Origin of the sequence: Sphingomonas sp. NPDC019816 (assembly GCF_050274375.1) — a bacterium.
In the GTDB taxonomy this organism is placed as follows: domain Bacteria; phylum Pseudomonadota; class Alphaproteobacteria; order Sphingomonadales; family Sphingomonadaceae; genus Sphingomonas.
The window spans coordinates 1-21,097 of sequence record NZ_JBNNOB010000002.1; the positions used below are offsets into that span (position 1 = coordinate 1).

At 66.7% G+C, this 21,097-nt stretch carries 23 protein-coding genes; 15 read left to right on the plus strand and 8 right to left on the minus strand.

The features are described 5' to 3' along the window. Positions 1–152: 152 nt before the first annotated feature. Positions 153–287: a hypothetical protein gene (locus ACQKJZ_RS00420; protein WP_312488595.1), complete on the minus strand. Its 135-nt coding sequence runs from the start codon at positions 285–287 to the stop codon at positions 153–155. Positions 288–368: 81 nt separating this feature from the next. On the opposite strand from ACQKJZ_RS00420, the gene ACQKJZ_RS00425 reads away from it, so the two are divergent. From ACQKJZ_RS00425 to ACQKJZ_RS00435, 3 genes are read left to right on the plus strand one after another with little or no spacing between them, the layout of a single operon-like run. Then, the gene (locus tag ACQKJZ_RS00425) at positions 369–911 is read left to right on the plus strand and encodes a shikimate kinase (protein ID WP_312488593.1); all 543 of its coding nucleotides are present in this window, start codon (positions 369–371) and stop codon (positions 909–911) included. Next, entirely contained in the window at positions 908–2,008 is a 1,101-nt protein-coding gene (aroB, locus tag ACQKJZ_RS00430) for a 3-dehydroquinate synthase (protein WP_427729579.1), read from the plus strand. Before ACQKJZ_RS00425 ends, aroB begins: the two co-directional genes overlap by 4 nt. Then, complete coding sequence (locus ACQKJZ_RS00435) at positions 2,008–2,148, plus strand: DUF2256 domain-containing protein (protein ID WP_312488590.1); 141 nt, start codon at positions 2,008–2,010, stop codon at positions 2,146–2,148. Before aroB ends, ACQKJZ_RS00435 begins: the two co-directional genes overlap by 1 nt. Before the next feature lie 93 nt (positions 2,149–2,241). Here the strand turns inward: ACQKJZ_RS00435 and ACQKJZ_RS00440 are convergent, their stop codons facing one another. Together ACQKJZ_RS00440 and ACQKJZ_RS00445 are read right to left on the minus strand one after the other, a co-directional pair. After that, complete coding sequence (locus ACQKJZ_RS00440) at positions 2,242–3,609, minus strand: cryptochrome/photolyase family protein (protein ID WP_427729580.1); 1,368 nt, start codon at positions 3,607–3,609, stop codon at positions 2,242–2,244. Between the two features lie 7 nt (positions 3,610–3,616). Further along, positions 3,617–4,540, minus strand: a complete 924-nt coding sequence (locus ACQKJZ_RS00445) for a histone deacetylase family protein (RefSeq protein ID WP_427729633.1) — start codon at positions 4,538–4,540, stop codon at positions 3,617–3,619. 19 nt (positions 4,541–4,559) lie between these two features. On the opposite strand from ACQKJZ_RS00445, the gene ACQKJZ_RS00450 reads away from it, so the two are divergent. The 11 genes from ACQKJZ_RS00450 (at position 4,560) to ACQKJZ_RS00500 (ending at position 15,235) form a co-directional block, all read left to right on the plus strand. Continuing rightward, positions 4,560–5,540 carry an alpha/beta hydrolase gene (locus ACQKJZ_RS00450; protein WP_427729581.1) on the plus strand — a complete coding sequence of 327 codons (981 nt, stop codon included), beginning with the start codon at positions 4,560–4,562 and terminating at the stop codon, positions 5,538–5,540. Beyond that, the gene (locus ACQKJZ_RS00455; RefSeq protein WP_427729582.1) at positions 5,537–6,031 is read left to right on the plus strand and encodes an RNA pyrophosphohydrolase; all 495 of its coding nucleotides are present in this window, start codon (positions 5,537–5,539) and stop codon (positions 6,029–6,031) included. The genes ACQKJZ_RS00450 and ACQKJZ_RS00455 overlap by 4 nt, the downstream gene beginning before the upstream one ends. A gap of 10 nt (positions 6,032–6,041) precedes the next feature. Next, complete coding sequence (locus ACQKJZ_RS00460; RefSeq protein WP_427729583.1) at positions 6,042–6,953, plus strand: DUF481 domain-containing protein; 912 nt, start codon at positions 6,042–6,044, stop codon at positions 6,951–6,953. Between the two features lie 61 nt (positions 6,954–7,014). After that, complete coding sequence (locus ACQKJZ_RS00465) at positions 7,015–8,208, plus strand: hydrolase (RefSeq protein WP_427729584.1); 1,194 nt, start codon at positions 7,015–7,017, stop codon at positions 8,206–8,208. Continuing rightward, positions 8,205–9,224 carry an arginine N-succinyltransferase gene (locus tag ACQKJZ_RS00470; RefSeq protein WP_427729585.1) on the plus strand — a complete coding sequence of 340 codons (1,020 nt, stop codon included), beginning with the start codon at positions 8,205–8,207 and terminating at the stop codon, positions 9,222–9,224. The genes ACQKJZ_RS00465 and ACQKJZ_RS00470 overlap by 4 nt, the downstream gene beginning before the upstream one ends. 5 nt (positions 9,225–9,229) lie before the next feature. Beyond that, a complete protein-coding gene (locus tag ACQKJZ_RS00475; protein ID WP_427729586.1) occupies positions 9,230–10,477 on the plus strand; it encodes an N-succinylarginine dihydrolase in 1,248 nt (415 codons plus the stop codon). A 43-nt stretch (positions 10,478–10,520) separates the two neighbouring features. Continuing rightward, positions 10,521–10,739, plus strand: coding sequence for a hypothetical protein (locus ACQKJZ_RS00480; RefSeq protein WP_183950971.1), 219 nt, complete (start codon positions 10,521–10,523; stop codon positions 10,737–10,739). Between the two features lie 49 nt (positions 10,740–10,788). After that, positions 10,789–11,688, plus strand: coding sequence for a sulfate adenylyltransferase subunit CysD (cysD, locus tag ACQKJZ_RS00485; RefSeq protein ID WP_427729587.1), 900 nt, complete (start codon positions 10,789–10,791; stop codon positions 11,686–11,688). Then, positions 11,688–13,601: a sulfate adenylyltransferase subunit CysN gene (cysN, locus tag ACQKJZ_RS00490; protein WP_427729588.1), complete on the plus strand. Its 1,914-nt coding sequence runs from the start codon at positions 11,688–11,690 to the stop codon at positions 13,599–13,601. Before cysD ends, cysN begins: the two co-directional genes overlap by 1 nt. Next, positions 13,598–14,329, plus strand: coding sequence for a 3'(2'),5'-bisphosphate nucleotidase CysQ (locus tag ACQKJZ_RS00495; protein WP_427729589.1), 732 nt, complete (start codon positions 13,598–13,600; stop codon positions 14,327–14,329). Before cysN ends, ACQKJZ_RS00495 begins: the two co-directional genes overlap by 4 nt. Positions 14,330–14,524: 195 nt before the next feature. Beyond that, positions 14,525–15,235 (plus strand): ZIP family metal transporter, encoded by a 711-nt coding sequence (locus ACQKJZ_RS00500; RefSeq protein ID WP_312488574.1) that lies wholly within the window; start codon positions 14,525–14,527, stop codon positions 15,233–15,235. A 49-nt stretch (positions 15,236–15,284) separates the two neighbouring features. On the opposite strand, the gene ACQKJZ_RS00505 is transcribed toward ACQKJZ_RS00500, so the two are convergent. The 5 genes from ACQKJZ_RS00505 to ACQKJZ_RS00525 all read right to left on the minus strand — a co-directional run bounded on the left by ACQKJZ_RS00505 (position 15,285) and on the right by ACQKJZ_RS00525 (position 19,240). Further along, positions 15,285–15,803 (minus strand): ferritin-like domain-containing protein, encoded by a 519-nt coding sequence (locus ACQKJZ_RS00505; RefSeq protein WP_312488573.1) that lies wholly within the window; start codon positions 15,801–15,803, stop codon positions 15,285–15,287. A 23-nt stretch (positions 15,804–15,826) separates the two neighbouring features. Further along, positions 15,827–16,609 carry an SDR family NAD(P)-dependent oxidoreductase gene (locus tag ACQKJZ_RS00510; RefSeq protein ID WP_427729590.1) on the minus strand — a complete coding sequence of 261 codons (783 nt, stop codon included), beginning with the start codon at positions 16,607–16,609 and terminating at the stop codon, positions 15,827–15,829. Between the two features lie 11 nt (positions 16,610–16,620). Then, on the minus strand, positions 16,621–17,796 hold the full coding sequence (locus ACQKJZ_RS00515; RefSeq protein ID WP_427729591.1) for a zinc-dependent alcohol dehydrogenase: 1,176 nt from the start codon (positions 17,794–17,796) through the stop codon (positions 16,621–16,623). After that, positions 17,793–18,383, minus strand: a complete 591-nt coding sequence (locus ACQKJZ_RS00520) for an SRPBCC family protein (RefSeq protein ID WP_427729592.1) — start codon at positions 18,381–18,383, stop codon at positions 17,793–17,795. Before ACQKJZ_RS00520 ends, ACQKJZ_RS00515 begins: the two co-directional genes overlap by 4 nt. A 137-nt stretch (positions 18,384–18,520) precedes the next feature. Continuing rightward, positions 18,521–19,240: a Crp/Fnr family transcriptional regulator gene (locus ACQKJZ_RS00525; protein WP_427729593.1), complete on the minus strand. Its 720-nt coding sequence runs from the start codon at positions 19,238–19,240 to the stop codon at positions 18,521–18,523. Positions 19,241–19,778: 538 nt separating this feature from the next. On the opposite strand from ACQKJZ_RS00525, the gene ACQKJZ_RS00530 reads away from it, so the two are divergent. Then, positions 19,779–20,969 (plus strand): aromatic amino acid transaminase, encoded by a 1,191-nt coding sequence (locus ACQKJZ_RS00530; RefSeq protein ID WP_427729594.1) that lies wholly within the window; start codon positions 19,779–19,781, stop codon positions 20,967–20,969. Positions 20,970–21,097: the final 128 nt, after the last annotated feature.

Below are 21,097 nucleotides of genomic sequence, written 5' to 3' on the forward strand. Positions count from 1 at the left end.
GAGGCGTGGCGCGCGGGGCGGCGGGGGCCGGCGACTGGCCGAACCCGGGGGGCAATAGCGATTCGGGGCGGTCCTGCGCCGCGGCCAGCGCGGCCGCGCCCGCCATCAGGAGCGCGACGGCCCTGGGCAGATGGCGAAAGGCGCGGACCCGCTTATTGCAGGTTGCCAAGCGAGACCGCCTTTTCGACCTGGGTCGTCGGCCGCTCGCTCGCTCGCCCGGACAGGAAGAACAGCCCGCCGACGATGATGACCAGCAGGATGATGAGCGAAACGACCATACGGGACATGAAACGCAAAACCTTATAATGGACCCGTGAAAGCCCGGTCGGTGTTGCCGGGCGCGCGCCTGCTGTATAGCGCAGACGGCAATGTTGCAAAGCCACAACCCTGTTGATTCACGCTGGACCGGTTCACCGATCGTGCTTGTCGGGCTGATGGGCGTGGGCAAGTCGACCGTGGGGCGCCGCCTGGCGAACCGGCTGCGCGTGCCCTTCGTCGATGCCGACCACGCCATCGAGGAAGCCGCCGGCATGAGCGTGACCGAGATTTTCGAACAATTCGGCGAACCCTATTTCCGTGACGGCGAACGGCGCGTGATCGCGCGGCTGGTCGATGGCCGGCCCAAGGTGATCGCCACCGGCGGCGGCGCGTTCATCAATGACGAGACGCGCGCGCTGATCCTGGAACAGGCCACCGCCATCTGGCTGAACGCCGCGCCCGAAGTCCTGGCCGAGCGGGTACGGCGGCGCGACACCCGCCCCCTGCTGCGTGGCAAGGACCCACTGAAGGTGCTGCGCGAACTGTCGGCGGTGCGCAACCCGATCTATTCGCTCGCGCCCATCCATGTCTCCAGCAAGCGGGGGCCGCACGAAGCCACCGTCAACGCCATATTGAAAGCCATCGGACGATGAAGACCGTCACCGTGTCGCTGGGCGACCGCAGCTATCCCATCCATATCGAGGCCGGGCTGCTGCCGCGTGCCGCCGAGTTCCTCGCGCCCCTGTCGCGCGGCCGGCGCATGGCGATCGTGACGGATGAGAATGTCCGACCGCACCTCGCCACACTCCAGGCGTCGCTGACCGCCGCCGGCGTGGAGAGCGAGGCGATCGTCCTGCCACCGGGCGAGAAGACCAAGAGCTGGGCGATGCTGGAGCATGTCTGCGACCGGCTGCTGGATCTGGGCATCGAGCGGGCGGATCATGTCATCGCGCTCGGCGGCGGCGTGATCGGCGATCTGGTCGGCTTCGCCTGCTCGATCGTCAAGCGCGGCTGTCGCTTCGTACAGATCCCGACGACCCTGCTCGCGCAAGTCGACTCGTCGGTCGGCGGCAAGACCGCGATCAACACCGCCGCCGGCAAGAACCTGATCGGCGCCTTCCACCAGCCCGCGATGGTGCTGATCGACCCCGACGTGCTCGACACGCTGTCGGCGCGGCACGTGCGCGCGGGCTATGCCGAGGTCGTCAAATACGGCCTGATCGACGACTTCGCCTTTTTCGAATGGTGCGAAGCGAACGCGCCTGCGCTGTTGGCGGGCGATGCCGAAGCGCGGGTCCATGCGATCGCCCATTCGGTGGCCGCCAAGGCGCGGATCGTCGCGGCCGACGAGCATGAGACGAACGGTATCCGCGCGCTGCTCAATCTGGGCCATACCTTCGGCCATGCGCTGGAGGCCGAAGCGGGATTTTCCGACCGCCTGCTCCACGGCGAAGGCGTGGCGGCGGGCTGCGCGCTCGCCTTTCGCTATTCGGCACGCAAGGGGATTTGCGAGCGGCAGGATGCCGAGCGGGTGGCCGCGCATCTGCGCGCGGTCGGCCTGTCCGATGGCCTCGCCGCCGCCGGGATCGATGCACCGTCCGCGACGTTGGTCGAGCATATGAAGCACGACAAGAAGATGGCGGCGGGCACCCTGCCCTTCCTGCTCGCCAAGGGCATCGGGCGGACCTATCTCGACAAGACAGTCGATTTGGCCGACGTCGCCGCGTTCCTGGACGCGGAAGCCCGCTGATGCCCAATGGCGTCCGCAAACAGGATTTGCCGAGCAAGATGTGCCCGGCCTGCGGACGCCCCTTCACCTGGCGCAAGAAATGGGCTCGGGACTGGGATCAGGTCGTTTATTGTTCGGATGCGTGTCGGCGGAAGCGGTGAGCGTTTCCCTTGGCCTTCGACTACGCTCAGGCTGAACGGAGGTTGGTACTAAACCCCGTTCACGCTGAGCGAAGTCGAAGCGCACGCCCCGCCCTATCCCCGCACGGACTTCCCCGCTGCCAATGCCCGCTCCCGGCCCTCACGGTGCCCGATGATCTTGGCCGGATAATCCTTTGGCCGACACCCCGCCTCGTCCGGGTCGTGAATCGCCGCATCGGGCAGGTGCTTCAGCTCGGGCACCCATTCGCGGATATAGTCGCCCGCGTCGAACTTCTCCGACTGGGTCAGCGGCGCCATGATCCGGCCGAACATGTTGGCATCGATCCCGGTCCCGGCGACCCATTGCCAGTTGACCGAGTTGTTGCCGTAATCGGCATCGACCAGACAGTCCCAGAACCAGCGCTCACCTTCGCGCCAGTCGATCAGCAGATGCTTGATCAAAAAGGAGGCGGTGATCATCCGCACCCGGTTGTGCATCCAGCCCGTCGCCCAAAGCTGGCGCATCCCGGCATCGACGATCGGATAGCCGGTCCGGCCGGTCTGCCACGCCTTCAGGTCCTTCTTCGCTTCAGCACCTTTACGCCACGGCATCCTGTCGAACGCATCCCGGCCGTTGCGATCGGCATAGTCCGGGATCGCCATGACGACGCCGTCGGTGAAGTCGCACCACGCCAGTTCCTTGCGAAACGTCTCGGTCTCCGCCGTCCGGTCAAGCGCGTGCCAGACCGCGCGCGGAGACACCTCGCCGAAATGCAGGTGCGGCGACAAGCGCGAGCTGCCCTCCTCGGATGGCATGTTGCGCGCGGTGTCATAAGCGGCCGCCTTGTCGACGAAGTCGGCTACCCGCTCGCGCGCAGTCGCCTCGCCGGGCACCCAGTCGGCATCAAAGCCAGTCGACCAGTCAGGCTTGGTGGGCAGCAAATCCCAATCATTCAGCGTCTCGCTCTTGGGCCATTTGGCGGGTGCCGAGAGCGTCTTGGGCGGATCGAGCGGATGTTCGGGGGGAAGATGCTCCTGCAACCCCTTCCAAAAGGCCGAATAGATGCGAAACGGCTTGCCGCTGCCCGTCGTCACCAATTCGGGTCGCGCCAGGTGGTTGCCGTCATACAGGCATAGACGATCGCCTAGCTGGTCCTCCGCCTTGCGCCACCAGGGTTCGTAATGGCGGATGGCGTGGATGGTCTCGGCTCCCGTTTCCTCGACCAATGCCGCCAGTACCGCAACGGTGGGACCGCGACGCAGGATCAGGCGGCTTCCGAGCGCCTTCAGATCGTCGTCCAGCGACGTCAGACTGTGGTGCAGCCACCAGCGTTGCGCGCCGCCCATCCGCCAGTCGCCGGGCCCATCGTCGTCGAGGATATAGACCGGTATCACCGGCCCCGCCCCCGCCGCCGCCAGAAGTGCGGGTTGATCGTGAAGGCGAAGGTCCTGGCGAAACCAGACGATATGCGGCGATGTCATCCCCGCGCTACGCGCCGATCGGCGTGCGGTTCCGTTGGCCGAGCCTTCCTCCCAGGGTCAGGATCGCCCGGACATGCCGCTCGGCGATCGCCATGACGTCGTCGCCATAACCGCCACCCACCGTGCTCGCGAGCGGCAGGTTCCGGGCCAGCGCCAGGTCGGCGATCAGGTTATCGCGCGCCACCAGCCCCGCCTCGCTGACCGCCAGCCGGCCGAGCCGGTCGCCGGCAAAGGGATCGACCCCGGCCTGGTACAGGATCAGGTCCGGCGCATGCTCGTCGAGAAAGGGGATCAGGGTCGTCGCCAGCTGCTCCAGATAGCCATCGTCATCAACCCCGTCCGGCAGGCCGACATCCAGCGTCGAGCGGGCCTTGCGGGCGGGAAAGTTCTTCTCGGCATGGATCGAATAGGTGACTATGTCCGCCCGGCCGGCGGTCAAGGCGGCGGTGCCGTCACCCTGATGCACATCGCAATCGACGATCGCGATCCGGCCGACCGTCCCTTCCTCAACCAGTCGCACCGCCGCGACCGCCAGATCGTTGAAGATGCAATAGCCGGCCCCCGTATTGGCCAGCGCATGATGGCTGCCCCCGGCGGTGTTCGCGGCAAAACCATGCTCGATCGCCAGCATCGCCGCCGTCCAGGTGCCGCCCGGCACCGCCCGCGCACGGTGCGCGACCTGCTCGGTGATCGGAAAGCCGATGCGCCGGGTCTTTTCCGGCGGCACCCGCGCCTCCAGCACCTCGGCGACATAATCGGGGTCGTGCACCGCCTCCAGCCAGGCCGGCGGGATCAGCTCGGGCTCGGTCCAGGCGATGGCGTCGCCCTGATCGCGCAACAGGTCGCGGATCGCGCCATTCTTTCCCCAGCGATAGGTCGAGCGTGCGGGGGCCTCGGTGACATAGGCGGGGTGATGGACGACATGGATCATGACGCCTAGGTAGGAAGCCATGACCCGCGATAGGAGGCCCGAGCGGCCGTTGCCCGACCTGCGCGCCGATGTCGCGCGGTTCCTGGGCTATTACAACAATCTGCCTGGCCCGCCGCATCACGAACTCGGCCCCGAGGCGGCACGGCGGATGATGCGGCAGGCGCGCGACCTGACCGACCCGCCGGTGGGCGCGCTCGCGATCGACCGCGCCTTCGATGTTGCCGGCCCGCACGGCCCGATACCGGTCCGGCTGTTCGACGCCGCGCCCGCGCGCGCGCCGGGACCGGTCGTGCTGTTCTTCCATGGCGGCGGTTTCGTGATAGGCGACATCGACACCCATGCGCCGCTCGCCGCCGAGATCGCGCGACAGCTCGACCTGCCGGTCCTGTCGGTCGATTATCGGCTGGCCCCCGAGCATCCCTGGCCCGCGGCCCCCGAAGATTGCGAGGCGGCCGCGCGCTGGCTGGCGACCGATGGCATGGCGACCGGCCTGATCGTCATGGGCGACAGCGCGGGCGGCACGCTGGCGACCGTCACCGCGATGCGTCTGCGCGACGATCCCGCCGCCGTGCCGGTGATCGCGCAGGGGCTGCTCTATCCCGCCACCGATATGGGCCGCGCGCATCCGTCGCTGCGAGACTTTGCCGAGGGGCATTTCCTGACCCGCGCGATGCTCGACTGGTTCGTCGCCTGTTATGCCGCCGACCTGACCGACATCCGCGCCGCACCGATGCGGGGCGATCTGGCCGGCACGCCGCCCGCCGTCATCGTCACCGCCCAATGCGATCCGATTCGCGATCAGGGGCGCGCCTATGCCGCCGCGCTTGTCCGCGCCGGTGTCGCGGTCACGTTCCAGGAGGCCGGGGGGACGATCCACGGCTTTGCCACCTTGCGCAAGGCGATCCCCTCGGGCCAGAGGGATCTCACCGCATTCCTGCTTGCTTTGCGCGCGGTGATAGCCGAGGCGGAAACCGCCCGAGCGAATGGACAACAGCCATGACCGATCTTCCCTATCGCCCCTGTGCGGGCGTCATTCTGATGAACCGCGACGGCCGGGTCTTTGTCGGCCAGCGTATCGATTCGACGCTGGAGGCCTGGCAGTTGCCCCAGGGCGGCATCGACCCCGGTGAGGATGCCGAAACGGCGGCGCTGCGGGAGCTGTTCGAGGAAACCGGCGTCACCGCCGACAAGGTCGAGCTGATCGCGCGTGCGCCGCGCGAGCTGACCTACGACCTGCCCGAGGACATGATCGGCAAGGTGTGGAAGGGCAAATGGCGCGGCCAGCGGCAGAGCTGGTTCCTCTATCGCTTCCTGGGTGAGGACACCGACATCCGCATCGAGACCGAGCATCCCGAATTCCGCGCCTGGCGCTGGAGCGAGCCGGCCACGCTGCCCGCCATGATCGTGCCCTTCAAGAAGTCGCTGTACGAAGAACTGCTGGTGATTTTCGCCGATCATTTCGCCGCGGCGGGCGGCGGGCACGGCGCATAAGGCTTTTGTCATGACGACGCGCCTGATGCTCCTCCCTCTGGCCTTCGGCCTGCTCGCCAATGCGGAGCCGAACGATCCCGACCCCGCGCTCATCCCGCCCCAGATCCGCGCGATGCTGGAGGCCGCGATCGCCAGCGGGAACGAGAACGACATTACCACCGTCGTCAAATATGCGCGCAACGCCGTGCCCGAGGCGGCCGATGCGATCGACGCCATGGCCGATGTATGGCGCGATGAGAAGACCGCCAGCCGCAGCCGGACGTTGCGCGAGGCGACCTTCTTCGACCTGTGGCATGGCCGGGTCGAGCTGGGCGGTTTCGCAACCACGGGCAACAGCCGCAATATCGGCTTGACCGGTGTCGTCGACCTGACGCGAGAGGGGCTGCGCTGGCGGCACAAGCTGCGCTTTCAGGGCGATTATCAGGAGAGCTTCGACGTCACGAGCCGCGAGCATTACGTCGCCTCCTACGAGCCCAATTTCAAGCTGAGTGCCAACAACTATGTGTACGGCGCGGCGCAATATGAGAGTGACCGGTTCCTCGGTTATTTCAACCGTTTATCCGCATCTTCGGGTGCGGGGTATAGTGCGATCCGCAAGCCGCGCATGACGCTCGACGTCGAACTCGGCCCCGCCTTCCGGCATACAGAGTTCACCGACGGCCGGATCGAGAGCGCCTTGGCGGCGCGCGGCAATCTGAACTTCGTCTGGAAACTGACCCCAGCCGTCTCGGTCACTCAGAACGCGTCGGCCTATGTCCAGAAGTTCAACAGCACGGTCAGCGCCAATTCGGCCCTGAACGCCAAGCTGTGGGGGCCGCTGTCGGCGCAGCTATCCTATAACGTCCAATATGAAAGCGAGCCGCCGGCCGGTCGCCAGACCACCGACACGATCAGCCGCGCCTCGATCGTCTACAGCTTCTAATTTCCGCCCTTGGGGTTCACCTGACCCCCTTCCGTGGCCTAGGCTGGCGGTCATGGAGAGAATGACGACGATCGAGCGGGACGCCGTGGCGTCCGCCGCCGCCTATCCGATGCTGCCTTTGGTCGAGGACTGGGCCGCGATCAACAGCGGCACCCGCAACCTGACCGGCCTTGCGGTCATGGCCGACCGGCTGGCCGAGCAATTCGGGACGCTGCCCGGGACGCTGCGGCTGGTCGAACCCGAGCGGGTCGAGCGCGTCGGCGCCGACGGCCGGCTGACGGAGATCGGCCATGGCCGTCACCTGCATCTGTCGGTCCGCCCCGAGGCGCCGGTCCGGATGCTGTTCACCGGCCATATGGATACCGTCTATCCGGTCGATCATCCCTTTCAGGCGCTGACCCGGATCGATGCCGAACGGCTGGGCGGTCCCGGTGTCGCCGACATGAAGGGCGGCCTTGCCCTGCTGTTCGCGGCGCTTCAGGCGGTCGAGCAAAGTCCGCTGGCCCGGCGGCTGGGCTATGACGTCATGATCAACTCGGACGAGGAAACCGGCTCCGCCTCCTCCGCCGCGCTGATCGCCAGACTGGCGGCGGGCAAGGTCGCCGCCCTCACCTACGAACCCGCCCTGCCAGACGGCACGCTGGCGGGCGCGCGTGGCGGGACCGGCAATTTCACCATCGTCGTGCGCGGGCGCAGCGCGCATGCCGGCCGCAACCCGGAAGAGGGCCGCAACGCCATCGTCGCCGCCGCGCGGATCACGCTCGAACTCGCGCAGCTCGGCTCCGACGACATCACCGTCAATCCCGCGCGGATCGATGGCGGCGGCCCCAACAATGTCGTGCCCGACCTCGCCATGCTGCACGTCAATTTCCGTCCGCGCGCGCTCGCCGCGATCGAGCGCACCGGCCCGGCCATGAAGGCGATCGCCGAGCGGATCGCCGCCGAGCATGACGTCGGCGTCGAAGTCCATGGCAGCTTCAACCGCCCGCCCAAGCCGATCGACGACGGTGCTGGCCGGCTGTTCGAGACGGTGCGTGCTGCTGGCGCCGATCTGGGCCTGACCATCGGCTGGCGCGCGACGGGCGGCGTGTGCGACGGTAACAACATCGCCGCCGCCGGCGTCCCGGTGGTCGATACGATGGGCGTGCGCGGCGGGGCCATCCATTCTCCGGACGAATTTATGCTGGTCGACAGCCTGCCCGAACGGGCGGGGTTGTCGGCGCTGACCATCCTGCGCATCATTGGTGCCGCATGAGCAGCTTTTGCATCCGCCCCGCCGTCGATACCGACCTTCGCCACCTCTATGAAATGGCCAAGCTGACCGGCGGCGGCTTCACCAACCTGCCCCCCGACCGCCGCGCGCTGACCGCCAAGCTGGCGCGCAGCCACGCCGCCTTTGCCAGCGATGGCGACGGCAAGGTGAAGGACGAGCTGTTCGTCCTGATGCTGGAGGACCGCGCGACCGGTGACGTGCGCGGCACCTGCCAGATCTTTACCCATGTCGGGCAGAAGCATCCCTTTTACAGCTACCGCATTGGTACGCTGACCCAGCACAGCCGCGAACTCGACCGCACCTTCCGCGCCGAAATGCTGTCGCTGACCACCGATCTGGAGGGCGCGAGCGAGGTGGGCGGGCTGTTCCTCCACCCCGGCGAGCGCGCCGGTGGCCTGGGCCTGCTGCTCGCCCGCAGCCGCTACCTCTTCATGCGCGCCAACCGTCCGCGCTTCGCCGACCGCGTGCTGGCCGAGCTGCGCGGGGTGATCGACGAAGCCGGCGGGTCGCCCTTCTGGGACGGTCTGGCGGGACGCTTCTTCGGGATGAATTTCCAGCAGGCGGACGAGTTCAACGCGATCCACGGGCACCAGTTCATCGCCGACCTGATGCCCAAGCACCCCATCTACACCGCGATGCTGACCGAGACCGCGCGCGCCGCGATCGGCCTGCCCCACCCCTCCGGCCGCGCGGCGATGCGGATGCTGGAGAATGAGGGCTTCGCCTTCGAACATTATATCGACATTTTCGACGGCGGCCCGACCATGACCGCGCGTACCGATCACGTACGGACCATCCGCGACGCGCGCGAAAGCACGGTCGTCGCGATCGACGCGTTGCCCGGCCGGGAAGCCCTGGTCGCCGCCGGCCGGTTGGCCGACTTCCGCTGTGCACTCGCCGACATCCGCGATGGGGATGGCGGGATCATCCTGTCGGAAGACACCGCGCGCACGCTCGACCTGAGCGTCGGCGACACCGTGCTGCATATCGATCGGTGAGGACGATGCTGAGAGAGATCAACTTCGACGGGATCATCGGGCCCAGCCACAATTATGCGGGGCTGAGCCATGGCAATCTGGCCGCGACGCGCAACGCCGGCCATGTCTCGCACCCGCGCGCCGCCGCGCTTCAGGGGATCGCCAAGATGCGGGCGAACCTGGACCTGGGGCTGGTGCAGGGCATATTCCTGCCCCATCCGCGTCCCGATCACCCCTGGTTGCGCAGCCTGTCGACCGATTACGACGCCGCCTCGCCGGTGCTCAAGGCGCGTGCGCTGTCCGCCTCGGCAATGTGGGCGGCCAATGCCGCGACCGTCTCGCCCGCACCCGACAGCGGCGACGGGCGGTGCCATCTGACCGTCGCCAACCTGGTCACCATGCCGCATCGCAGCCATGAATGGCCCGCGACGCTGGCGCAGCTCCGCCTCGCCTTCGCCGACCCGGCCTTTGCAGTGCACGCCCCCGTGCCCGCCCCGTTCGGCGATGAGGGTGCCGCCAATCATATGCGGCTGTGCGCCGCGCATGACCGGCCGGGTGTCGAGGTCTTCGTCTATGGCGAGGGCGGTGGCCCCTTCCCCGCACGCCAGCACCGCGAAGCCTGCGAAGCGGTCGCCCGCGCGCATCGCCTGTCCCCCGACCGCACCATTTTCGCCCGCCAGTCCGAGGCGGCGATCGCGGCGGGCGCCTTCCACAATGACGTGGTCGCCGTCGCAAATGAGCGCGTGCTGTTCGCCCACGAACAGGCCTTTGCCGAACCCGACCGGCTATACGCCGAACTCCGCCGCCTGATGCCCGAGGTGGCGATCGTCGAGGTTCCCGCCGCCGAGGTCAGCCTGGCCGACGCCATATCCTCCTATCTGTTCAACGCGCAGCTCGTCACTCCGCCGAGCGGCGAAACCACGCTGATCCTGCCGCAGGAGGCGCGCGACACCCCCAGCGTCTGGCGCTGGTTGCAGGCGCATGTCGCCGGCAATGGGCCGATCCGGCGGCTGGAGGTCGTCAATGTCCGCGAATCGATGGCCAATGGTGGCGGCCCGGCGTGCCTTCGCCTGCGCGTCGTTGCCGATCCGGCCACGGTCGATCCCCGCTTCCTGGTCGACCATGCCCGGCTGGACCGGATCGCAGCGATCGTCGAGCGGCATTGGCCCGAGGCGATCGACCCCGCGATGATTACGAATCCGGACCTGATCGTCGGGATCGAAGCCGCCAGGCTGGCGTTGCTGGAAGCGCTCGACTGTCTCATATTGGCCTAGCTTCAGGCTTGGCAGGGCGGGCATGGGGGTTCAAAATATGCCCATGTGGTCCCGCCTGGTCGCCCTGTTCACGATCAAGACGAAGTTCGAGGCCTTTCTCGTGATCTACGGGCTGGGCGTCGGCGCGGTGGAGCGCGGCCAGCATTATCTGGTCCAATATCCGGGCTGGCCGGGCAAGATCCTGTTCGCGGCCTGCCCGATCGCGGTGTTCATGGCGGGAGCCAAAATCCTCGACGCACTGGAGCGGGACTATCGCGATTGACAGGATAAGTTGGTCGCGCGGTTCGCTGGCGACATTATCTGACAATCCGATGACTGGACTGACCCACCTGCAACGCCTCGAAGCCGAGAGCATCCATATCCTGCGCGAAGTCGTCGCCGAGACCGAGCGTCCGGTGATGCTCTACTCGGTCGGCAAGGATTCGGCGGTGATGCTGCACCTGGCGAAGAAGGCGTTCTTCCCGGCGCGCCCGCCCTTCCCGCTGTTGCATGTCGACACGACCTGGAAATTCCAGGCCATGTACGAACTGCGCAACCGTGCGGCCGAGGCGGCGGGGATGGAGCTGATCGTCCACCGCAACCCCGAGGCCGAGGCGCTTGGCATCAACCCCTTCGACCATGGCAGCCGCCATACCGACATGTGGAAGACCGAGGGGCTGAAACAGGCGCTGACGGCCGGTGGCTATGACGCGGCGTTCGGTGGCGCGCGGCGCGACGAGGAAAAGAGCCGCGCGAAGGAACGCGTCTTCTCCTTCCGTTCGGCCGCGCATGGCTGGGACCCCAAGGCGCAACGGCCCGAGCTGTGGAACCTCTATAACAGCCGTATCCACAAGGGGGAGAGCATCCGCGTCTTCCCGCTGTCCAACTGGACCGAGCTCGATATCTGGCAGTATATTTTGCAAGAGGGCATCGAGATCGTGCCGCTCTATTTCGCCGCCCCCCGCCCGACGGTCGAGCGCGACGGGATGCTGCTGATGGTCGATGACGACCGTTTCCGCCTGAAGCCCGGCGAAGTGCCGGTCGACCGCTCGATCCGCTTCCGCACGCTCGGCTGCTATCCACTGACCGGCGCGGTCGAGAGCGAAGCGGCCACCCTGTCCGAAGTCATCCAGGAAATGCTGCTGACCACCACGTCGGAGCGGCAGGGGCGCGCGATCGATCACGATCAGGCCGCCAGCATGGAGAAGAAGAAGCGCGAGGGGTATTTCTGATGACCGCCTATCAACCTGATGCGCTGATCGCCGCCGACATCGACGCCTATCTCGCCACCCACGCCGCCAAGTCGATGCTGCGCTTCATCACCTGTGGCTCGGTCGATGACGGCAAGTCGACGCTGATCGGGCGGCTGCTCTACGATTCGAAGACGATCTTCGAGGATCAGTTGAGCCAGCTGGAGGCGGACAGCCGCCGGGTCGGCACGCAAGGGCAGAATATCGACTTCGCGCTGCTGGTCGACGGTCTTGCCGCCGAGCGCGAGCAGGGCATCACCATCGATGTCGCTTACCGGTTCTTCGCAACGGAGAAGCGCAAGTTCATCGTCGCCGATACCCCCGGCCATGAGCAGTATACCCGCAACATGGTGACGGGCGCCTCGACCGCCGACTTGGCCGTGATCCTGATCGACGCGCGCAAGGGCGTGCTGACCCAGACGCGGCGGCACAGCTATCTGGCGCATCTGGTCGGGATCAAGGAGATCGTGCTGGCGGTCAACAAGATGGATCTGGTCGGCCATGACCAATCGGTCTTCGACGCCATCGTCGCCGACTATGCCGCCTTCGCGCGTGGCATCGGGATCGATCGCTTCACCGCCATTCCGCTGTCGGGCCTGACTGGCGCGAACGTCACCACGGCCTCGCCCGACATGCCCTGGTATGACGGACCCGCTTTGCTCCCGCATCTGGAGACGGTGGCGATCGACGGCGACCGCGCCGTGGCGGCCTCGTTCCGGATGCCGGTGCAATGGGTCAACCGGCCCGATCTCGACTTCCGGGGCTTTGCCGGCCTGATCACCAGCGGCCGGGTGTCGGTCGGCGACCGGGTGCGGATCGCGCCATCGGGCAAGACGACCAGCATCGCGCGGATCGTCACCTATGACGGCGACCGGCAGGATGCGATCGCAGGCGAAGCGGTGACGCTGGTGCTGGCCGAGGAAGTCGATTGCTCGCGCGGCGACGTGATCGCGGCGGCCGAAAACCCGCCCGAGATCGCGGACCAGTTCGTCGCCAAGATCGTCTGGATGGCCGATACGCCGCTGGTGCCGGGGCGCAGCTATTCGTTGAAGCTCGGCACGCAACTGGTCGGCGTGACCGTCCAGCCGCCGCGCCATGTCGTCGACGTCAACAGCCAGGAGGAGCGCCCGGCCGATACGCTGGCGCTCAACGACATCGGGCTGGCCGAGGTCTATGCCGACCGCCCGATCGTGTTCGAGCCTTATGCGAAGGGCAGCGCGCTCGGCGGCTTCATCCTGATCGACCGCGCGACCAATGCGACGGTTGCTGCGGGCATGATCGACCACGCCTTGCGCCGCGCGCAGAACGTCCACTGGCAGTCCGCCGTGGTGACGCGCGAGGCGCATGCCCGGCAGAAGGGACAGGCGCCCAAGGTCCTCTGGTTCACCGGTCTGTCGGGTTCGGGCAAGTCGACCATCGCCAACATGGTCGAGCAGAAGCTGCACGCCATGGGCCGCCACAGTTTCCTGCTGGACGGCGACAATATCCGCCACGGGCTGAACCGCGACCTCGACTTCTCCGAAGCCGGCCGCGTCGAGAATATCCGCCGGGTGGGCGAGGTCGCCAAGCTGATGGCGGATGCGGGGCTCATCGTACTGACGGCCTTCATCTCGCCCTTCAAGGCCGAGCGGGACATGGTCCGGGCGCTGCTGCCGCAGGGTGAGTTCGTCGAGATTTTCGTCGACACGCCGCTCAACGTGGCCGAGGACCGGGATGTAAAGGGTCTCTATGCCAAGGCGCGCAGCGGAGAGATCGCCGAGTTCACCGGCATCTCCAGCCCCTATGAAGCGCCCGAGCGCCCCGAAATCCGCATCGACACGACGAAGGAGACGGCGGAACAGGCGGCGTCGCGTATCGTCGAGCATGTGCTGGGCGTCTGGAGTTACGCCCTGTGACCGACGCCGAACTCGCCCGCGCCGTCGCGGTCGAAGCGGGCCAGCTGCTCAAGGCCATTCGTGCATCGAGCGGACTTGAGGGCGCGGCGCTGGGTGCGCTGGGGGACCGGGATGCGAACACGCTGATCCTGGACCGGTTGCGCGCCCAACGGCCCGACGACTTCATCCTGTCGGAGGAGTCGATCGACGACCGTACGCGTTGTGCCGCGCGGCGCGTGTGGATCGTCGATCCCCTCGACGGCACGCGCGAATATGCGGGCGGATCCAGCGAATGGGCGGTGCATATCGGCCTCGCCGTCGATGGCCGCCCGGCGCTGGGCGCGGTGGCGGTCCCGGACCGGGATCAGGTGTTCGCCACCGATGACCTGCCCCCGCGCCATCCCCCCTGCCCCGCCGGCCTCCGCGTCGTCGTCAGCCGCAGTCGCGCGCCCGACATCGCGCGTTGCGTCGGTGATCGACTGGGCGCGACGATGATCCCGATGGGCTCGGCGGGGGCCAAGGCGATGGCGGTGGTCGAGGGTCGGGCCGACGTCTATCTGCATGAGGGCGGCCAATATGAATGGGACAATTGCGCCCCCGCTGCCGTGGCGCTCGCCGCCGGTTTCCACGCCTCTCGCATCGACGGCAGCCCGCTGGTCTATAATTGCGAGAACCCGCTTCTGCCCGACCTACTGATCTGCCGCCGCGAGGTCGCGGATCGCGTGCTCGACGCGATCGCGCGCGGATGATGCCCGGCACTCTCGACTAAACGGGTGGGCGGTCCGCGATCGGATCGCCGACACAGGCGTACGAATAATGACCGCATATAGCCCTCAGCATGGATTACATGAGTGTGACCTTGTAACGTCTCATTCGCTGGTCCATGGGGCGTGGATGGCGCGATCGCTCCCCATTCCCGATATCCGGTTCCGGCGGATCGCATCGTGACGCTCATTCCGATCGCGTTCGGGCTGGCGGCGATGATGGCGACGCTGGCGGGGGGGCTGCTGGCGCTTCGCCTGCGGCACCGGATCGGGTTGATCCTGGGCGTGACCGCCGGGATCGTGGTGGGCGTGGCGCTGTTCGACCTGATGCCCGAGGCGATCGAACTGGCCGGTGACCGTTGGCCGGTACGCAGCCTGATGATCTTCGTCGCGCTGGGGCTGGGCGGCTATATGCTGCTCGATCGGGTGCTGGCGAAGATTCCGCGCGCGGCGGCGGCGACGTGGCGCGGCGATCTGGGGCCGGCGATGCTGTGTCTGCATAGCCTGATGGATGGCCTTGGCATCGGTATCGCCTTCCAGATCGATACGGCGGCGGGCTGGATGATCGCGCTGGCGGTCCTGACGCATGACGTCGCCGACGGGGTCAATACGGTCAGCCTCAGCCTTGCGGCCCGGTCGGAAGCGGCGGCGCGGCGCTGGCTGGTCATCAATGGCGTGGCGCCGATGCTGGGTGTGCTGATCGGTCTGTGGTTGGCCATTCCGGCGGCGATGCTGGCGCCGTTGATGGCGCTGTTCGCCGGCATTTTCCTTTATATCGGCGCGTGCGAACTGGTGCCGCGCAGCCACGCACTCGATCCGCGCCTGAAGACCGGCCTGGCGACGCTGGGCGGCATCGGGCTGATGCTGGCCGTCACTCATTTCGCGCACTGAGGTCGGCACCGCCGCCGGGGAAGGGTGATCCGGCGGCAGTGCCTGGGCGTCAGGCGGGTTCGGCGGCGCTGGCCGCCGCGTTGGTGCCCCCTTCGGCCATCGTGGTGAGCTTTTCGTCGGTCGCCTTCTCCTCGGCGAGCGTCTCGTCCAGGATCGCCGCGCAATCGCTGCGCCCCAGCTGCCGCGCCCAGGCGACGAGGGTGCCATAACGCGCGATTTCGTAATGCTCGACCGCCTGCGCCGCCGCGATCAGGGCCGCGTCCAACACGCGCTTGTCGGCGACTTCGCCGGCGACCTCATTGGCTTCCTTGATGATGCCATCGATCGCCGGACAGGTCACCGCCTTGGGCGTATGCCCGTGCATCTCGAACACCTTCTCCAGCCGCGCGACCTGCCCCTCGGTCTCGCGCAGATGCTGTTCGAAACCGGCCTTCAGCGACGGGTCGGTCGCCTTGTCGATCATCTTGGGCAGCGCCTTGAGAATCTGATGCTCGGCGTAATAGATGTCCTGCAACTGATGGACGAACAAATCGTCCAGCGTCGCGATGTCCTTGGTGAACAGACCCATGGTTCGTCTCCTTGGCTTAACGATCAGCGGTCGGCCGTGCCCGGCTCGGCGATCTTGCGATGCGCCGCGGCCAGCGTGGCCTGCGGGACGACGCCCGATCCGGCGACCTGAAGCTTGTTCTTCAGGCCGGGGACGATGTGCCCTTCGCCCGCCTTCATCGCGTCCCACCCCGCGCGCGCCACGTCGGCGGGATCGTCCTTCTTGCTCTGGCCGACATTAGTATCGAGCATATCGGCGCGGGCGAAGAATTCGGTTTCGGTCGGCCCCGGCATCAGGGTGGTCAGCGTGACGCCCTTTTCGTCCTTCAGCTCGTTGCGCAGCGCCTCGGTAAAGTTGTCGATGAACGCCTTGGTCGCGTTGTAGATCGAGTTGAACGGGCCCGGAATGAACCCGACGATCGAGCCGGTGACCAGCACCTTGCCCTCGCCCCGCCGGACCATCGCCGACACGACACGCTGGAGGAGATAGACGGTGCCGGTGACGTTGGTGTCGATCGACCGGCGCCAATCCTCCAGCGACTGGTCCAAGAACGCGCCGCCCTTACTGTTGCCGGCATTGGCGCACAGCACGTCGATCTGCCGGCCGTCCGCCGCCGCGAGCAGCGTGTCGACCCCGTCGAGCGAGGAAAGATCGGCCTCGACCGCCTGCACCCGCGCGCCCTCCGCCGCCAGCTTGGTCGCGGCGGCGTGGATCGCCGGCTCGTCCGCGACGATCAACAGGTCATAGCCTTCCTTGGCCGCACAGGCCGCCAGATGATAGCCGATGCCGGTCGAGGCACCGGTTACGATCGCCAGTTTGTCTGCCATGTTCGCGTCCTTTACTGACCGGGCTTCAGCACGATCTTGGTCACTTCGTTCTGCTTGTCATGGAACATGCGATACCCCTCGGGGGCCTGTTCCAACGGCAGGCGGTGCGAGATCAGGAAGGTCGTATCGATCTTCCCCTCCATGATCGCGTCGAGCAGGCCGGGCAGGTAATGCTGAACATGCGTCTGCCCGGTCTTCAGCGTCAGCGCCTTCTGCATCACCGCGCCGAGCGGGAACTTGTCGACGAAGCCGCCATAGACGGCGGGCATCGACACCCGGCCGCCCTTTCGGACCGCGATGATCGCCTGGCGGATGGCATGGATGCGATCGGTGCCCAGGAAGGTCGATGCCTTGATCTGGTCGATCGCATTGTCGAAGAACAGCCCGTGCGCCTCCAGACCGACCGAGTCGATCACAGCGTCGGGGCCGATCCCGCCGGTCATCTGCATCAGCGCGTCATAGGTGTCGGTCTGCTCGAAATTGATCGTTTCCGCACCGAACTTGCGCGCCAGCTCCAGCCGGTGCGGGAAGTGATCGATCGCGATCACCCGCTCCGCCCCCATCAGGAAGGCCGACTGCACCGCGAACAACCCGACCGGACCACAGCCCCAGACCGCGACGATGTCGCCCGGCTCGATCTCGGCGTTTTCCGCCGCCATCCAGCCGGTGGGCAGGATGTCGGAGAGGAACAGCACCTTTTCGTCGTCCACCCCGTCCGGGATGACGATCGGGCCGGTATCGCTGAACGGCACGCGGACATATTCCGCCTGTCCGCCCGCGTAACCGCCGGTCATGTGGCTATAGCCGAACAGCGCCGACATCGGGTGGCCGTACAACTCGCGCGCGATGTCCTGATTGTCCGCCGGGTTGCCGTTCTCGCAACCCGAATATTGATGCTTGCCGCAATGGTAGCAGGAGCCGCAGGCGATGGTGAACGGGACGACGACCTTTTGCCCCTTCTTCAGGCTCGAGCCCGATCCCGTCTCGACGACCTCGCCCATGAACTCGTGGCCGAGAATATCGCCCGATTGCATCGTGGGGATATAGCCGTCGTACAGATGCAGGTCGGAGCCGCAGATCGCGGTCGCGGTCACCTTGATGATCGCGTCGCGGGGGTTGATGATGCCCGGATCATCGACATTGTCGATGCGGACGTCATGCTTGCCGTGCCAGGTCAGTGCCTTCATGCGCCCTGCTCCTCAAACTGCTTCTGGTTCATGGCGTTGGTCGCCACCTCACCGGTTTCCATCAGCTGCTTGAAGCGGGCGAGGTCGCGGCGGGCCTGGATGGCGGGCTCGCGCTGGAAGAGCTTGGCCACCAGCTTGCCGATGACGCCGGCGGGCGGATCGTAGAGGATCGTCGCGGTCACCACGGTGCCGCGCGCGCCCGCATCGCGGAAGGTCACGCGCCCCGAATTCGCGACATCGGCCCCCTCGGCGGAGGCCCAGGCGATCAGCCGCCCCTCCTGCTCCTCGGTGACGATCGCATCCCATTCGACCGTCGTGCCACCCGGCGCCTTGACCAACCAATGCGACCGCGTGGCATCGATCACGTCAATGCGCTCGACATTGTCCATGATGGTGGCGAGATTGGAAAAGTCCCGCCACCAGGCATAAAGCTCGGCGGCCGGGCGGCGGATCGTGGTCGCGGTGGCGGCCAGGTTGTCACCGCGTTCCTCGATCGTCTCGTGGGTCGCGATCCGAACGGCGGCCTGCTTGTCCTTGGCGGCCGTGACCGGCGCGTCGTCAAAGGGTCGATCGGCGATGTCTGACATCGAACTCTCCTTGCTCTTGACCGGTCAGCGTCGGGCAAGGCAGGATGTTCCTGATCTTTACGACTGTTTTTCAATAACTTGATGTATATCAACAAACAGCATCACGCTATGTGATGCCGGAACGACGAACCGAGCGTTCAGGACGCCACGACCTTCGCGGGAGCGCGTCCGACCTTGCGGGCAAGGTGTTTGGGATCAGGGATCGTCATCGAACGTGTCGACCAGATCAGGTCGCCCGCGCGCCGTGCCACCTGTAGCATCCGGTTGACGTGCACCGCCGTCAGCCCGAGCGCATCGGCCAGCGTCTCCTGCGTGATGGGCAGTTCATAGCTGCGCCCCTGGGTCAGATCGCTTAGGCTCAAACGCTCGTGAAGCTCCAGCATCAGGTCGCCGATCCGCTCCATCGCATTCATCCGACCCAGCCGCGCGATCTGGGCGAGCAGATGCGCCTCGTCCAGCGCATGACTGACGGCATAGGCCTCGTCCAGCGTGGCATGACTGCCCCAGGCGGGCGGGAAGCAGGTCGAAACCTCGGTAAGGGCGACGATGGTCGTCGGCGATACCGGCCGCCGGTGATGGTACAGGCCGATCAGATCGCCCGGCAGAAGGAAGTTCAGGAACTGCCGCCGCCCGTCCATTAGGATGCGAACCCGCGCCGCCCAGCCGGACAGGATCAGCTGCGGGCCCGTAACGTCGCGCCCCTCGACCAGAAGTTCGCGTCGCGGACGTACCGTCTGGGGCCGTGACGCCGCCTCGGCCAGCGCGGCCAATGCCCCGGGATCGAGTGCGGCCAGCTTGGAGAGGCGATTGATCGCAGGCGAGAAGGGCGTAGCGGGGCGTATCAGCGTGCGGGTCATACGACGCCCCCCATGGCGCCCTCCAAAGCTCCGCCGATCGATGCAGGGGGGCGTGAAGCCGCCAAGAGGAAGGCGTACCGGTTATGCGACCCCATGATGCTCATCACAGACTTTCCTTCCTCGGCCCATGAACGGATCGGGTCACGCAGCCGCGAGTGATGACGTCGCACACATCATTGGCGGTCCTATTGTTCCAAACCTGACATTAGAGGGGACGCGAGCAAGCAATGCATCCCATCGTCAGGATGTCAGTTCTTGCTCGCCGCCGGACCGGCCCGACCGCCCTGCCTTATTATTTCTAGGAACGAATTCGCACCGCTCGCCATAATGCATATCAATATCTGCATTTTTTGGCCGTTCGGCCCGAAAAAACGCGGCGACCGGTTGCGTGCTGTCGGCGATCCGAGCCCGTCGGGCCCTATTTATGCCCGATGTCCGGTGATCGAACCCCTTCTCCCGTGTGTCTCGGCTTGGCGGAACATTCCAATTCGTGCCGGTGGCCCTATGGTGCCGGCTTTCGTCCGTAAGAGGCCACGCCATGCATTTCACGTCCCTGACCCGCCAACCTGACGATCCCTTGCTGAAGATCATCGGCCAGCACGCGGCCGATCCCCGCCCCGGCAAGATCGATCTCGGCGTCGGGGTCTTTCGCGATGAGGAGGGTCGCACACCGGTGATGACGGCGGTCAAGGCGGCCGAGGCGCGGCTGTTGGAGACGCAGGCCAGCAAATCCTATCTCGGGCCGGATGGCGATACCGGTTTCGTCTCGGCGCTCGGCCGGTTGGTGATCGGCGATGCCGTGTCGTGGGACCGCGCCGTCGGCTTGCAGACGCCGGGCGGGACCGGCGCGCTTCGCCTATCGGCCGAACTGCTGGCGCGGGCCGGCGTCGCGCGAATCTGGATGGGGAGCCCCAGCTGGGCCAACCACGCGCCGATCTTCCGCCAGGCGGGGGTCGAGCCTCATATGATCCCCTGCTATGACCTGACCAGCCAGCGTTTCGACCTCGACGGTTTCCTCGCCGGCCTCAACGCCGCGACATCCGGGGACGCGGTGCTGCTCCACGGATGCTGCCACAATCCGATCGGGATCGACCCGGACGCGGCGGGCTGGACCGCCATCGCCGATCGGATCGCCCAGCGCGCGCTGCTGCCCGTCGTCGATCTGGCCTATCAGGGGCTGGGCGACGGGTTCGACACGGACGCGAACGGCGCGCGCGCCATTCTGGCGGCCGTGCCGGATGCGTTGCTCGCCTATTCCTGCGACAAGAATTTCGGGCTGTATCGGGAGCGGACGGGCGCGCTGTTCGCCACGTCGGCCGACGCGGAGACGGGCGGCGTGGTGCTTTCCAATCTGCTGGCCCTGGCGCGCGCCAATTGGTCGATGCCCCCCGATCATGGTGCCGCGATCGTCCGTGTCATCCTGGAGGATGACGCCCTGACCGCCGAGTGGCGCGACGAGTTGGAGACGATGCGCCAGCGCCTGGCGTCCCTGCGTGCGATGCTCGCCGAGGGAGGCCGGATCGGCACCGTCGATCTGGGCGCCGTCGCGCATGGCAAGGGCATGTTCGCCACCCTGCCGCTCTCGCCCACCCAGGTCGAATGGCTGCGCGACCGGCACGCCATCTATATGGCCGGATCGGGACGCATCAATATCGCCGGGTTCAATGTGGCGCAGGTTGCCCGCTTCCACGACGCGCTGCGTGATATGGCGGTGAACGGGGTGGCTTGATCGAACCCTTCCCGCCGTCCGTACGGGGCGGCGTGACTCCCTTTGCCTTCGACTTCGCTCAGGCTGAACGGGTGTTGACACTTGGGCATTCCATGGCCCCCGTTCAGCCTGAGCGAAGTCGAAGGCCA